General features: G+C 68.4%; 15 protein-coding genes and 1 tRNA gene. 11 read left to right on the forward strand and 5 right to left on the reverse strand.

What is annotated here, in order from left to right; translation table 11 throughout:
• Positions 1–18: 18 nt before the first annotated feature.
• From ACLKOY_RS12385 to ACLKOY_RS12410, 6 genes are all read left to right on the forward strand, one after another.
• Complete coding sequence (locus ACLKOY_RS12385; protein ID WP_436453865.1) at positions 19–846, forward strand: hypothetical protein; 828 nt, start codon at positions 19–21, stop codon at positions 844–846.
• Between the two features lie 50 nt (positions 847–896).
• Complete coding sequence (locus tag ACLKOY_RS12390) at positions 897–1,208, forward strand: DUF2277 domain-containing protein (RefSeq protein WP_140038381.1); 312 nt, start codon at positions 897–899, stop codon at positions 1,206–1,208.
• Between the two features lie 115 nt (positions 1,209–1,323).
• Positions 1,324–2,151, forward strand: coding sequence for a DUF4397 domain-containing protein (locus ACLKOY_RS12395; RefSeq protein WP_436453866.1), 828 nt, complete (start codon positions 1,324–1,326; stop codon positions 2,149–2,151).
• Complete coding sequence (locus ACLKOY_RS12400; protein WP_436453867.1) at positions 2,151–2,816, forward strand: class F sortase; 666 nt, start codon at positions 2,151–2,153, stop codon at positions 2,814–2,816. The genes ACLKOY_RS12395 and ACLKOY_RS12400 overlap by 1 nt, the downstream gene beginning before the upstream one ends.
• 33 nt (positions 2,817–2,849) lie before the next feature.
• Complete coding sequence (locus ACLKOY_RS12405; protein WP_436453868.1) at positions 2,850–3,410, forward strand: RNA polymerase sigma factor; 561 nt, start codon at positions 2,850–2,852, stop codon at positions 3,408–3,410.
• Positions 3,394–4,212: an anti-sigma factor gene (locus ACLKOY_RS12410; RefSeq protein ID WP_436453869.1), complete on the forward strand. Its 819-nt coding sequence runs from the start codon at positions 3,394–3,396 to the stop codon at positions 4,210–4,212. The genes ACLKOY_RS12405 and ACLKOY_RS12410 overlap by 17 nt, the downstream gene beginning before the upstream one ends.
• A 26-nt stretch (positions 4,213–4,238) precedes the next feature.
• Here the strand turns inward: ACLKOY_RS12410 and ACLKOY_RS12415 are convergent, their stop codons facing one another.
• Together ACLKOY_RS12415 and ACLKOY_RS12420 are read right to left on the reverse strand one after the other, a co-directional pair.
• Positions 4,239–5,162, reverse strand: coding sequence for a DUF1295 domain-containing protein (locus ACLKOY_RS12415; RefSeq protein WP_436453870.1), 924 nt, complete (start codon positions 5,160–5,162; stop codon positions 4,239–4,241).
• 17 nt (positions 5,163–5,179) lie between these two features.
• On the reverse strand, positions 5,180–7,009 hold the full coding sequence (locus ACLKOY_RS12420; RefSeq protein ID WP_436453871.1) for an AMP-dependent synthetase/ligase: 1,830 nt from the start codon (positions 7,007–7,009) through the stop codon (positions 5,180–5,182).
• Positions 7,010–7,197: 188 nt separating this feature from the next.
• Here ACLKOY_RS12420 and ACLKOY_RS12425 point away from each other — a divergent pair, with 188 nt between their 5' ends.
• Positions 7,198–8,229 (forward strand): hypothetical protein, encoded by a 1,032-nt coding sequence (locus ACLKOY_RS12425; RefSeq protein WP_436453872.1) that lies wholly within the window; start codon positions 7,198–7,200, stop codon positions 8,227–8,229.
• A 50-nt stretch (positions 8,230–8,279) separates the two neighbouring features.
• Here the strand turns inward: ACLKOY_RS12425 and ACLKOY_RS12430 are convergent, their stop codons facing one another.
• A complete protein-coding gene (locus ACLKOY_RS12430; RefSeq protein WP_436453873.1) occupies positions 8,280–8,795 on the reverse strand; it encodes a TetR/AcrR family transcriptional regulator in 516 nt (171 codons plus the stop codon).
• A 125-nt stretch (positions 8,796–8,920) separates the two neighbouring features.
• Between ACLKOY_RS12430 and ACLKOY_RS12435 the strand changes: the two genes are divergently transcribed.
• A complete protein-coding gene (locus ACLKOY_RS12435; RefSeq protein WP_436453874.1) occupies positions 8,921–10,060 on the forward strand; it encodes a zinc-binding alcohol dehydrogenase family protein in 1,140 nt (379 codons plus the stop codon).
• A gap of 60 nt (positions 10,061–10,120) precedes the next feature.
• Here the strand turns inward: ACLKOY_RS12435 and ACLKOY_RS12440 are convergent.
• A tRNA-Gly gene (locus tag ACLKOY_RS12440) sits at positions 10,121–10,194 on the reverse strand.
• 93 nt (positions 10,195–10,287) lie between these two features.
• Between ACLKOY_RS12440 and dcd the strand changes: the two genes are divergently transcribed.
• From dcd to ACLKOY_RS12455, 3 genes are read left to right on the forward strand one after another with little or no spacing between them, the layout of a single operon-like run.
• A complete protein-coding gene (gene dcd / locus ACLKOY_RS12445; RefSeq protein ID WP_042536862.1) occupies positions 10,288–10,893 on the forward strand; it encodes a dCTP deaminase in 606 nt (201 codons plus the stop codon).
• A gap of 1 nt (position 10,894) precedes the next feature.
• On the forward strand, positions 10,895–11,323 hold the full coding sequence (locus tag ACLKOY_RS12450) for a hypothetical protein (protein ID WP_436453875.1): 429 nt from the start codon (positions 10,895–10,897) through the stop codon (positions 11,321–11,323).
• A complete protein-coding gene (locus tag ACLKOY_RS12455; RefSeq protein ID WP_436453876.1) occupies positions 11,316–11,534 on the forward strand; it encodes a DUF2283 domain-containing protein in 219 nt (72 codons plus the stop codon). The genes ACLKOY_RS12450 and ACLKOY_RS12455 overlap by 8 nt, the downstream gene beginning before the upstream one ends.
• A 151-nt stretch (positions 11,535–11,685) precedes the next feature.
• On the opposite strand, the gene ACLKOY_RS12460 is transcribed toward ACLKOY_RS12455, so the two are convergent.
• The gene (locus ACLKOY_RS12460; protein WP_436453877.1) at positions 11,686–12,537 is read right to left on the reverse strand and encodes a hypothetical protein; all 852 of its coding nucleotides are present in this window, start codon (positions 12,535–12,537) and stop codon (positions 11,686–11,688) included.
• Positions 12,538–12,715 lie beyond the last annotated feature (178 nt).

The following is a 12,715-nucleotide window of genomic DNA, read 5'->3' on the forward strand; positions in this document are numbered from 1 at the left end:
CGTGAGACGATGCGAGGGATGGACGCCACTGCCGACGATGAACTGCGCGAGCTGCGAAAACTGCGTGCTCGCGCCTACGGGCCGCGTGCCGACATCGCGTCGGATCCTGCCGCGATGCGCCGACTGCAGGAGCTCGAGTCATCGCGCGTGACGGCGCCGGACAGGCGGGAACGCACCCGCCCGGCTTCTGAACCGAGCCTCGCATCATCCGCCGACGGCGACGCGGCCCGGCCCGACCGAGGAGAGGGGCGGGACGAGGATTTCCTCTCGGGCGATGAGGGTGTTCCGCCGCCGCCGCCGCCGCCGGCCTCCGGCTGGTCTGCCTGGGCCGCGCGGCGGCAGGCGCTGCTCTGGGCAACATCCGTCGTGGTGACGGCCGCGGTCGCGGCGGTGATCACCTACACACTGGTGTCGATCCCGACGTTCCCCGCATCTGCTGACGCATCGCAGATCGCGACCCTCGAGCTGACGCGCACGCCGGCGATCCCTTCGGGGTGGTTCGGCGCCGAGAAGGATACGGCGGCGGCGGAGTTCGCGGGGATGACCGTCTTCACGACCGCCGGCTGGTACTCGGATTCGGGGCAGCGATCGTCGGAGGACCGCTGCCTCAACGTCGTGCGAAGCGACCAGGTGCCGGAGGACGCGGACTTCACCGAGACGTCCTGGAGTTTCGACGGACAGATGTACTCGGCGTGCGGCGTGGGTGCGTTTCGTGCGAGCGTCGCGCTGCCGTTCGACGGGGGGATCTCGGACGAGCTCGCAGAGCGCTACCCCGATGGCGCGGCGCTGCAGTTCATCCTCGACGGCGACCTCGTCGCGGTGGTGCTCGACAACAGCTCGGACTGACTCCGTCGCATCCTCTTGACTCCCGCGCTCAGCGATCTAGCCTGGCAGGCATGTGCCGCAACATCATTCCGCTCAACAACCTCGCACCGCCCGCGACCGACGACGAGTGCCACGAGGCCGCCGTGCAGTTCGTGCGCAAGATCTCGGGCACCAACTCTCCCTCGCGGGCGAACACGGAGGTCTTCGACCGGGCCGTCGCCGAGATCGAGCTGTCGGTGCGCCACCTGCTCGACGGTCTCGTGACGTCGGCGCCTCCGAAGAACCGCGACGAGCAGCGCGAGAAGAGACAGGCGCGCTCGGCCGAGAGGTACGAGGCGATCCGGGTCTTCCAAGAGGCGAAGCGCGCCGCACGGGCGGAGTGACGGGTCTGGGAGCCATCTGAGAAAAATCTCCATCCACCTGCATCCAAAACCCCGGTTCCCGGAGAACAACTCCTATGAAGGGCCGCACAGGGCGGTCCGGGTACAGGAGGAACAGATGCGCAAGACAGTCGCCGCCGGCCTCGCCGTCGGAATGATCACCGCTCTCGGCCTGGCATTGCCGGCCAGCGCCGCCACCACCCAGTCAGCCCAGCTCTCGGTGCTGCACGCGATCCCCGACACCCCGGTCGACGTGTACGTCAACGGCGAGCTGACCCTCGACGACTTCGCCCCCGGTGACCTGGCCGGTCCGCTCGAGCTGCCGGCCGGCTCGTACGAGGTCGCCCTCACGGCTCCCGACGCCGCCGACGCGAGCGCTCCCGTCCTCGGACCCGCGACGATCGCTCTCGAAGCAGGTGCGAACTACACCGCCGTGGCCCACCTGACCGAAGCGGGCGAACCCGGCCTCAACCTCTTCACGAACGACATCTCGCAGACGGCACCCGGCCAGGGCAGGCTGACGGTGCGTCACACGGCTGCGGCACCCGCGGTCGACATCCTCGCCGGCGGCTCGCCCGTGATCGAGAACCTCACGAACCCCAACGAGGCGAAGCTCGACCTGCCGGCGGGCACCGTATCGGCCGCCGTGGCGCTCACGGGCACGACCGACCCGGTCATCGGCCCGGCTGACGTCGCGATCGAAGAGGGCGTCAACACGATCGTCTACGCCTGGGGCAGTGCCGAAGACGGCAACCTCGCGATCGCCGCACAGACGATCTCGGGACTCCACTCCAACCCCGACGGAGTGCCCTCGGGCACCGCGGGCTACCTCGCCCAGCAGGACGCATCGGTGACGACGCTTCTCTCGGCGGGTCTCGTCGCCCTCGCCATCTCGGCCGCCGTCGGTGCGGGCCTGATCGTCCGTCGTCGCCAGACGGTGCGCTGATGCTGCGAGGCACGTCGCGAGAGTCCGGTCTGCGCCGCGTCATCCTGACGCTCGGCGCCCTGGTCACCGCGGCGTGCCTCGTGGCATGCACACCGGGAGGGGCGGGCGCGGAACTCCCTCCTTCCACGGAGTCGCCCCCCACGACTCCAGCGCCTGTCCCTCCCACTCCCACGAGAGACGTCGAGGTGCGGCCGGGTGCTCTCCCCACCCCGGCGGCATCCGTCGCTCCCGTGAGTCTGGCCATCCCGTCGCTCGCCATCGATATGCCGGTGACGGACGTCGGGGTGGCCGACACCGGACAGATGGAGCTGCCTATCGACCCGGCCGTCGCCGGGTGGTACCGATACGGGGCGGATGCCACGAGCACGAGTGGCCGGATTCTGATCGCAGCGCACGTCGACGCGGTCGACTATCCGATCGGACCGCTCGCTCGCCTGCGGGATGTGCCCGCGGGCGAGACCGTCCGCATCGCCGCGGCCGACGGCGCGAGCCGCGAGTTCGTGATCGAGTCGCTGACCTACTACGAGAAGGCGGCGCTCCCGACGGCCGAGCTCTTCGAGCGCGGCGGCCCCTCGGCCCTGGTGATCATCACCTGCGGCGGCCCCTTCGACAGCCAGACAGGCCACTACCGCGATAACGTGGTGGCTGTGGCGGTCCCGCGATGAGGCGGGGTGATCACCATGGAGAGGAGACTCCGGGTGGATGAGACCACCGAAGCCGAGGCGGCGCTCGATCGCCGTTTCGTCGCGGGCGACGAGCAGGCGCTCGCGGAGCTGTACCGACGCTGGTCGCCTGTCGTCTTCACCCTGGCGCTTCGCTCTCTGGGCGACCGAGGGGATGCCGAGGACGTCACGCAGCGCACCTTCGTGTCGGCCTGGAACTCGCGTGCCGGATACGACTCGTCGAAGGCGCGCCTGTCGACCTGGCTGATCGCGATCGCCCGGCGCCGGATCGCCGACACGTTCGAGGCGCGCGCCAAGGTGCAGCAGCTGCAGGCCGAGATGGAGCGCCTCACCCCGCCCGACGCACTCGTCTCCGAGTCGGTCGATCTGTCCGAGACGCTGCTGCTCTCGAGCGAGCTGCAGCAGCTCGCGCCCGATGCGCAGGCGGTCATGCGACTGGCCTTCTACGATGACCTGACCCATGAAGAGATCTCACGCAGAATGGGGATGCCGCTCGGCACCGTGAAGAGCCATATCCGCCGAAGCCTTGCCCGAATGCGCGACCGATTGGAGGTGAACCATGTCACATCTCGATGACGAGAAGATCGCCCTGATCGCGATGGGTGAACCGGCCGGTTCCGACGCTGACATGCAGCACCTCGTCGAGTGCGAGGCGTGTGCCGCTGAGTTGGCCGACATGTCCCGGGTCGCGCTGGTGGCGCGTTCCAGCGTGGTCGAGGGCGACCTCGAGGCTCCGCCGGCGGACGTGTGGTCGCGGATCCACGGCGAGCTCAGGTTGACCGATGCGGTCGCGGCGGATCCCGCGGTCGATCCCGCGTCCGTGGAGGCCGAGCCAGAGTCCGAGTCGATTCCCGAGCCCGAGTCGGTTTCCGAACCGGATGCGGTGGATGCCGAGCCCCTGCGGCATCGCACTCGCACTCGCACTCGCTCGCGTCGGCGCTCCTCGGCATCCGTCTGGATCCTCGCCGCGTCGATGGCGCTCGTCGTCGCGATCGGAGCCGGTGTGTGGATCGCCCGCTCGCTGACGCCCTCGTCTGCCGTGATCGCCTCGGCCGAGCTCGCGGCGTTCCCCGATCACCCCGACGCGGTCGGGCAGGCCGAGATCGACGACGACGGCGACGGCCGGCGCACGCTCACGGTGACGCTCGAAGGCGATGAGCTCGCAGACGGCGACTACCGCGAGGTGTGGCTGATCCGCGAAGACGGGCAGGCGCTGATCAGCCTTGGCGTGCTCGACGACGCGTCCGGCACCTTCCGTGTGCCCGACGGCGTCGACCTCGACGAGTACCGCCTGGTCGACATCTCGTTCGAGCCGGTGGACGGCGATCCGGCGCACTCGGGGGATTCGATCGTGCGGGGAGAGCTCGACTTCGCCTGAGCAGGCGCGCCGCGCAGTGCGCGGGTCTACGCAGCTGTCTCCCGCACGGCCGGTCGGGTGAGCCGCGGGATCAACGACGGCGTGTTCTCGCGGTACTCGATGTAGTCGGCACGGTCGCCCCACTTCTTCTCGGCGCGTGCCTCGAGCAGTGGGATGCCGCTGACGCGGGTGAGCAGCAGGATCACGAACAGCGGCGACAGGATCGCGACCCACTGCCACCCGGCGAGCACGGGTGCAGCGGTCAGGAACACTCCCACCCAGATGACGATCTCGCCGAAGTAGTTGGGGTGACGAGACCTCGACCACAGCCCGGTGCGGATGAACTCGTCCTTGTTGCGCGGGTCGGCGCGGAACGCCGACTTCTGCGCGTCGGCGACGATCTCGATGGTCATGCCGAGCAGCCACACGACGATGCCGACGACGGTCAGCCATCCGATGGGCGCGCGTGCCGCGGCATCCGTGCTGATCGCGATCCACGCCGCCGCCGCGGTGATCGACACCCACGCACCCTGGATCACCCACACTTGCAGGAAGCGCACGGGCGAGCCCTTGATCTCGTCGAAGCGGCCGTCGGATCCGGCCTTGTGCACGCGCATCGCGAGGAACGATCCGAGGCGGGCGGCCCACAGGATCACCATCGCCGCGAGGATCCAACTGCGCGCGTCGGGCATGGGGGTCAGCAGCACGAGGGCGACGGAGATCGCCAGGAACGTGAGGCTGCCCGTGAGGTCGAAGAACCGCTCGGTGCGCAGGATCACCGCCGGGATGAACGCGATGACCTGGATCGCGAACGCCGCAGCCACGGCGAGGGCGAACAGAGGGATGCCGCCGAGTGCCGCACCGCCCTGGCTGCCCGCGAGAGCGACGAGGGCTCCGATCATGAGCGCGACGATGATCGCGATCAGAGACGTTCGCGAGGACTTGGGGGTGGAGGAGGTGGGGGAGGACATCGTGTTCTTTCTGCTTCTCAGAGGTACAGGTCTTCGACGGTGAGGGCGGCGCGATCCAGCACGACGCTCCGCTTGAGCTTCATGGTCGGTGTGACCAGCGCGCGGTCGTCGAGGTCGGCGAAGACCACGCTGAAACGACGCACCTGCTCGCTGCGGGCCACGAGCGCGTTGGCGGCGTCGACGGCACGCTGCAGACGAGTGCGCAGCGTCGGGTCGGTCACGGCGCGAAGGTCGGCGTCGGCGATCGGAGGGATGCTGACGCCTTCGGCATCCGCCCACGCCAGGGTCTGCTCGGGGTCGAGGACGAGCAGCGCCGAGAGATACGGCTTGCCTTCACCCGCCATGACCGCGTGTGAGATGAGCGGGTCGGCTTCGACGGCATTCTCCCACCGTGTCGGCACGATTGTCTTGCCGTTCGAGGTGACGATCACGTCTTTGAGGCGGCCGTCGAGGATGAGCCGGCCCTGGTCGTCGAGACGCCCGAGGTCACCGGTGCGGAAGAAGCCGTCGACGAAGGCATCCTCGTCGTGATCCGGATTCCGGTAGCCGCTGAAGACGCCGATACCGCGGGCGAGCACCTCTCCCTCGTCGCTGATGCGCACGGTGAGCCCGGGCAACGGGGAGCCGACGCTGCCCGAGGCGATGCGACCCGGCAGGTTGCCGGTGAGGGGCGCTGTCGTCTCGGTGAGCCCGTAGCCCTCGATGACGGGAACGCCGATGCCGCGGAAGAAGAGCGAGAGGTCGGCATCGAGCGCTGCTCCGCCCGAGAGGATGTATCCGACGCGCCCGCCCATCACGGAGCGGAGGCGGCGGAAGAAGAGGGCGTCGAAGAAGCGGTGCCGCAGGCTGAGCCCACGGTTCTTCGGGATTCGCCGGCCGGCGTCGATCCGCTCGGCGCGGTGGCCCCAGGCGATGGCGGTCGAGCAGGCCTTGGCCCAGATTTCCGACAGGCCCTTGTCGGCAGCCTTGGCGGCGGCCGCCGCCTGGATCTTCTGCAGCACGCGCGGCACGACGACGAGGAACGTCGGGCGCAGCGTGTCGAGGGTGGCGACGACCGTCGAAGGGTCGGAGAGGTGCGCGATGCGCATGCCGCTCGCGAGGCAGATCAGCTGGAGCCCGCGCGCGAGCACGTGGGCGAGGGGCAGGAAGATGACGGTGTTGCCGTCTTCGTTCACGATCTCGCGATACGCGGCGGCGATGTTGAGCACCTGACCCAGGAAGTTCCGGTGCGTGAGCACGACGCCCTTGGGCTCGCCCGTGGTGCCCGAGGTGTAGACGATCGTCGCGGGGTCGTCCTGCGTGGCGGAGGTCCTGCGCGCCTCGAGCTCGTCGTCGGTGACGTCGACGCCGCGCGCGACCAGGTCGGGGAGAGTGCCGGATGCCGCAGCATCCATCGTCCAGGCGCCGAGCGTGATCCGCTCGGTCTGCGCGAGCGCCGCCTGCAGAAGCACCGCGTGCTCTGTGGTGCCGCCGATCGCCAGACGCACGCCGGCATCGGCGACGATGGCGTTCACCTGCGAGGGTGACGACGTCTCGTAGATCGGCACGACGACGGCGCCGGCGAACCAGGAGGCGAGGTCGGCGACGGCCCATTCGTAGCGCGTCGGCGCCATGATCGCGATGGGGTCACCGGCCCGCACGCCCTGGGCGATGAAGCCCTTGGCCAGAGCACGCACCTGGTCGAGGAACTCGCGCGTCGTGATCGGGCGCCACGCGTCACCGGCATTCGCTCCCGTGACCTCGAAGGCGACGTGATCCGGAGCGGCGGCTGCGCGCGCGACCAGCAGGTCGGTGACGTTGCGATACCCGTCGAGGTCGGCAAGCGGCGGGGTCGACGACTCGATCATCGGAACTCCTCTCGGGCGCGCGAGAACGGGCCCATCTGCTGCTGTTCGGAGCAGGCGAGGAATCGGATGGGAACGGCACTACTGTCCCGGTCACCCGACGTCTCGGCGACCTCCCGTCGGCATCCGGGTGACGCCGTAGTCTGACGGGGAAAGCTCGATGAGGACCTCGGGGGACAGGGATCAGATCAGTGACGACGACTTCGACGACGGGCAGTTCACCGACGACGCCTGCGGCACGGCGCAAGCGAGGCGTGTGGATCGCGTCGGGTGCAGCCGCGCTTGCGGTCGGTGGTTATCTGACCGCGGCAGCGCTGGTGTCCGGCTCCAGTGATCCCTCGGAAGTGGTGAGCTCGTACCTCGCGGCGATCGCCGACGGCGATGCCTCCACCGCCGCGCAGATCGTCGACCCGGATGCATCCGGTATCGATGCGACGTACCTGACCGACGACGTTCTCGGTGCTGCCACCGAGCGTATCGAGGTGGTGTCCGTCACCACGACCACGCATGAGGGCGACACCGCGGAGGTGAGGACTGTGATGGAGCTCGCCTCGCAGACTTTCACCCATACGTTCACGATGACGCGAGATGCGGGTGCCTACTGGCTGCTGCAGCCGGGATGGCGCCCCGACTCGCCGCTGACGGTCGAGGCGACCGTGGCCGTGCGGGACAGCATCTCCCTCACGGGTGTGGAGCAGGTCGATCTCGCCGGCACCGAACTCGAGCTCGCTGTGAAAGAGGTCGCCGGGGTGTCTGCGAACTCCCGGTCGGAGCCGCTGCAGGTGTATCCCGCCGTCTATGACCTGACCGGCCCAGACGTGGGGATCTACTTCACGGTCGCGCCCGACGAGCTGGCAGCCATCCCGCCGACAGCGACGGCCGAACTCTCGGTGGCGGTGACTGAGGCGCTGCAGACGGCCCTGCTGGATGCGGCGAACGAGCAAGCCAACGCCTGCGTCGAACCCGGAACCTCGGTGGATGCCGTCTGTCCTCTGCTCCTGAGGCAGCAGGATCCATCGACGACCGGGGTCATCCAGGCGCCGCACAACGTGACCTTTCGGACCGATCACCGATTCATGGTCGACGTCATCTTCTGGTACCGGCCTGAGGGGGGAACCTCGTCTGGGACCGGCACGACCGACTACACGACTGATCTCATCGGCACGTACACGGTCGACGGTGATGACGTGACCGTCGAGTTCATCCCCTGGGACGACCTCTGACCTCTACCGATGCGTGACGCGCCGAAGAACGCTCGCTCCAGCCGGCGATGTCACCCGTTGATCCATCCCTGCATGTCGGTCCACACTGCAGCGAGGGCATCCTCGAGCGAGAGATCGGAGGGGCCTTCCAGCCATCGGTCCATCGCGAGGTCGAAACAGGTCACGGCGAGGGCGGCCAAGGTATGTGCGTGCTCAGGGGCGATGCCGCGCTGGTTCAGTGACCGTTCGATGGCGCGCGCGAGGTAGTGACTGCGTAGAAGATCGCGTTCGTGCAGCGCGGGTTCGCTGCGGATGATGCTGCGTCGACGTGCGATCTGCTCTCGCCAGTCCTGGAGGCCTCGGCATGCGGCTGCGAGGCCTGCGCGCACGGTGGCGGTCCCGCCGCGTTCGTGCGGGATGGACTCCATGAAGTCGCTCACCGCTTGGGGGAACTCACGATCTCGGAGGAACAGCACATCGCGTTTGTCGGAGAAGTGGCGGAAGAACGTCCGTGTGGTGAGTCCCGCCGCCTCGGCGATCTGGGGAACCGTGGTTCCCGAGTACCCCTGGTCGGTGAACAGGTTCATCGCTGCAGCTTCCAACCGCAACGCAGCATCCGGTGACCAACGAGGCATAGAGCCATGATGACACGAACTGTCGTAAGCTCGAGCATGATGACACGAGATGTCATCAGATTCGGAGAACAGAGGAAATGAGCGACAACACTGCGGCGTGGATCGACTCCGCCTATGCGGACCTGACGATTCGCGATGCCCCGATGCCGAAGCCGGGGGCGGGGCAGCTGCTGCTCGCGGTGCATGCGGTGGCGGTGAATCCGCTCGACGCGATCATCCAGTCCAACGGCACTGTCATGTACGGATGGCTGCGCTACCCGGTGATCCTCGGGGAGGACGTCGCGGGCGTGGTCGTCGAGACCGGAGCGGGCGTGGAGGACTTCGTCGTCGGAGACCGAGTCGTGGCGTATGCGGTGGGGCTGGAGAAGGGTCGGGATGCCGTCTCCGAGAGCGGCTTCCAGACCTATGTCGCAGTCGACGCGAGCCTTGCCGCCGCTTTGCCGGCCACCACCGCTTTCGAGGATGCCGCCGTCCTGCCGCTGGCGCTGTCCACAGCGGCGGCCGGACTGTTCGAGAAGGAGCAGCTGGGACTGGACTACTCCCGTCTCGGAGATGCGGCGCATCGTGATGAGGTCGTCGTGATCTGGGGCGGCGCGACAGCCGTCGGAGGCAATGCGATCCAGCTCGCCCGAGCGGCCGGTTATCGCGTCATCACGACAGCCTCTGCGAAGAACCATGACCGGATGAGGCGGCTGGGAGCAGAAGCCGTCTTCGACTATCGCGACCCGGAAGCGGCGAATCGGATCATCGAAGCGGTGGGCGGCTCCGCGGTGGCGGGGATCCTCGCCGTCGCGGTGGGATCGGCCGAGCCCTGCCTGAGGATCGCGCGCGCCACCGGCGCCACACGGATCGCGATGGCGAGCCCTCCCGTCTCGTTCTACGAACAACCCCGCCGCGGCGGTCTCTCCCTCGCCCGCATCCGCCTCTTCGTGACGCTCGGAACGCGGACGGCGCTCATGCAGGTGCGCAGTCGCACTCGCGGCATCAAGGCGACGTTCATCTGGGGAAGCGCCATCGCCACCTCTCCCGTGGGGCCGGCCGTCTGGGGCGGGTATCTCCCTGCCGCGCTCGCCTCGGGCAGCCACCACCTCTACCCGGAGGCCCACATCGCAGGACACGGGCTTCCGGCCATCCAAGAAGCCGTCGACACCCTTCGCCGCGGCGTATCGGCAAGGAAGCTCGTCATCACCCTTGATCACGCGCAGGTGAACCCGTGATGGATCTACGAGGAGGTGCCGGAGTGCGTCGCGGGACCAGCGAGCGGGGCGTCGCGTATATGGAGGGGCTGACGGGAATCGAACCCGCGCTATCTGCTTGGGAAGCAGAAGTTCTGCCATTGAACTACAGCCCCGTACTCGCATCCGAGGAGCGGGTGAACGCAAGCCTACCCGCACGATCCGTCATGGCCAAAGTGCCGGCGGCGTGTGGTGACTAGGCTGGGGTCGTGCTTCTCAGCGACCGCGACATCAGAGCAGAACTCGCCTCCGGCCACATCGGTCTCGACCCGCACGAGCCGGAGATGATTCAGCCGTCGAGCATCGACGTGCGCCTCGACCGCTACTTCCGGCTGTTCGACAACCACAAGTATCCGTTCATCGACCCGTCGGTCGATCAGCCGGAGCTGACTCGACTGATCGAGGTCGACCCCGACGAGCCTTTCATTCTGCACCCCGGAGAGTTCGCGCTCGGCGCGACGTTCGAGCAGGTCTCGCTGGCCGATGACATCGCGGCCCGCCTCGAGGGCAAGTCGTCGCTCGGTCGTCTGGGGCTGATCACGCACTCGACCGCCGGGTTCATCGACCCCGGGTTCACGGGGCACGTCACGCTCGAGCTCGCGAATGTCGCGACGCTGCCGATCAAGCTGTGGCCGGGCATGAAGATCGGGCAGCTGTGCTTCTTCCGGCTGACCTCTCCGGCGGAGAACCCGTATGGCTCCGGCCCGTACGGCAACCGCTACCAGGGACAGCGCGGGCCCACGGCATCCCGCTCGTTCCAGAACTTCCACAAGACGGACGTCGGCACGACCGATGTCGGAGCCGTAGGGGGCTGACATGAGCGGTGACAGCAGAGATCCGTACATCCGGTCGGAGGATGCCGTCATCCCGCCGCCTCCGGCTGAGTCCGCGGTTCCGGATGCTGTCATTCCGCCGCCTCCGGCTGAGTCTGCGATTCCGGATGCGGCGATCCCGCCGCCTCCGCCGGAGGCGATGCTTCCGGCGACGCGCCGATCGCGGCCGAAGCCGGCGATCCTCACGGGCGACCAGCCTGCGCCCGTGGCAGACGACTGGGCGCAGCCGTCGGTCGCGCCCGAGGCGCCGACATCCGGCGGATACGGTGCGTTCTCGGTGGCGATCTTCGCCATCCTCATCCTGCTGCTCGGAGCGGCGATCGCGGGGGCGATCTACCTCGGGACGAACGTGCCTTTCGCGCTGTCGGCCGGTGAGCCCGGCGCGATCGCGGGTTCGCTGTGGCATGCGTGAGCTGAGATACGACCCCGAGGCGAATGCCGCCTACGTGACGATCGGGCGACCGATCCGAGCGGGTGAGGCTGTGCGTCAGGTGCCGGTGCCGTTGCCCGATGATCTGCCGGGCGAGCTGATCCTCGATTTCGATCGTGACGGTCACCTGCTCGGGGTCGAGATCCTCGGAGCATCCGCGTTGCTTCGTGCGGAGGACCGGCGGGGTCAATAGAGCAGCGGAAACGCCGAGCGGGGTCAAAAACGCATCGGCTTCCGTGTTCTCGGATGCGCATTTGGCCCCGCAGCAGAACGAACCTTGCTGAGCAGGCAGAACGCTCCGCCTGACCGCAGTCGGAGGGGGCGTTCTCGAGAGTCGGATGCCGTCAGGCGTCGCGCCCCCGGGTGAAACCGGCGTCGAAGCCGCGCTCGTAAGCGTGCTGCGCCGCGCGGGCCACGCGGTGCTCGCCGTGGCGGGGCCCTGCGTGTCGGCCGTGCTGGTCGCCGTGGTCAGCGCGACCGTGGTCTGGGCGACCGCCGTCTGCGTGACCGTGGTGTCCACGATCGTGCGCGCCCGCGAAGCGGTCGTGCCCCGAGTGCCCGCGGTATCCGCAGTCGTGGCCGCGACGCTCGGCATCCGCTCCGTGCTCGTGCTCGTGTTCGGAGCCGAACCCGGGGGCGAAGCCGCGACCGCGTCCGAACGGGCGTCCGTGGCGGCGAGCGAAGCCGCGTCCCGGGCCGAAGCCCGGACCGAACCCGTGGTCGGCGCCGAATCCGCGACCGAAGCCGCGGGGTCCGAATCCGTGGCGACCACCGCGTCCGCGGGGGAGCGGAGTCTCCTCATGCCAGCCGAACGCGCGGGCGATCTGCTCGAGCGAGGTCAGCGTGGTGTCGAGGTCTTCGGGGCTCACGGCGTCGGTGACCTTGGCGCGGATGCCGTCGACGATGCCGCCGAGGCGCTCTTTGGCCGCACGGCCGTCGTCGGTCAGCGTCCAGCCGTCGCCGTCGGCCACGACCCAGCCGCGTTCGACCAGACCGTGCAGCTTGTGGGCATTCAGGGGGCGGCGGGCAGGTGCGGTGCCATCGACGACGTTGAGGATCCGCCAGTCGCGGCGGCTTGCGTGCTCACCCTCGAACGCGGAGGCGAACTCGGCCGCCATCAGGCGGTCGACGGCCTTCAGCCAATATCCGAAGGGGCGGGAGGTGGTGTCTGTGTTCTGAGTGTCAGAGGTGTTCATGGGTGAAGTCCTTAGATGTCATGGAGCATGTGCTTGTCACTATGCATGTGTATGTAGTGTGACATGTAGTGATGATCCATGTCAAGTCGCATGTAAAGTCGACTTGTGAGCGCCGCTGAGAACGACCCCGCCGAGGCCATTGCCCGCGCCCTGTCGCGCCTGCGCGGACGACGTCCCG

Source organism: Microbacterium sp. K2 (assembly GCF_051365005.1).
Lineage (GTDB): Bacteria > Actinomycetota > Actinomycetes > Actinomycetales > Microbacteriaceae > Microbacterium > Microbacterium foliorum_B.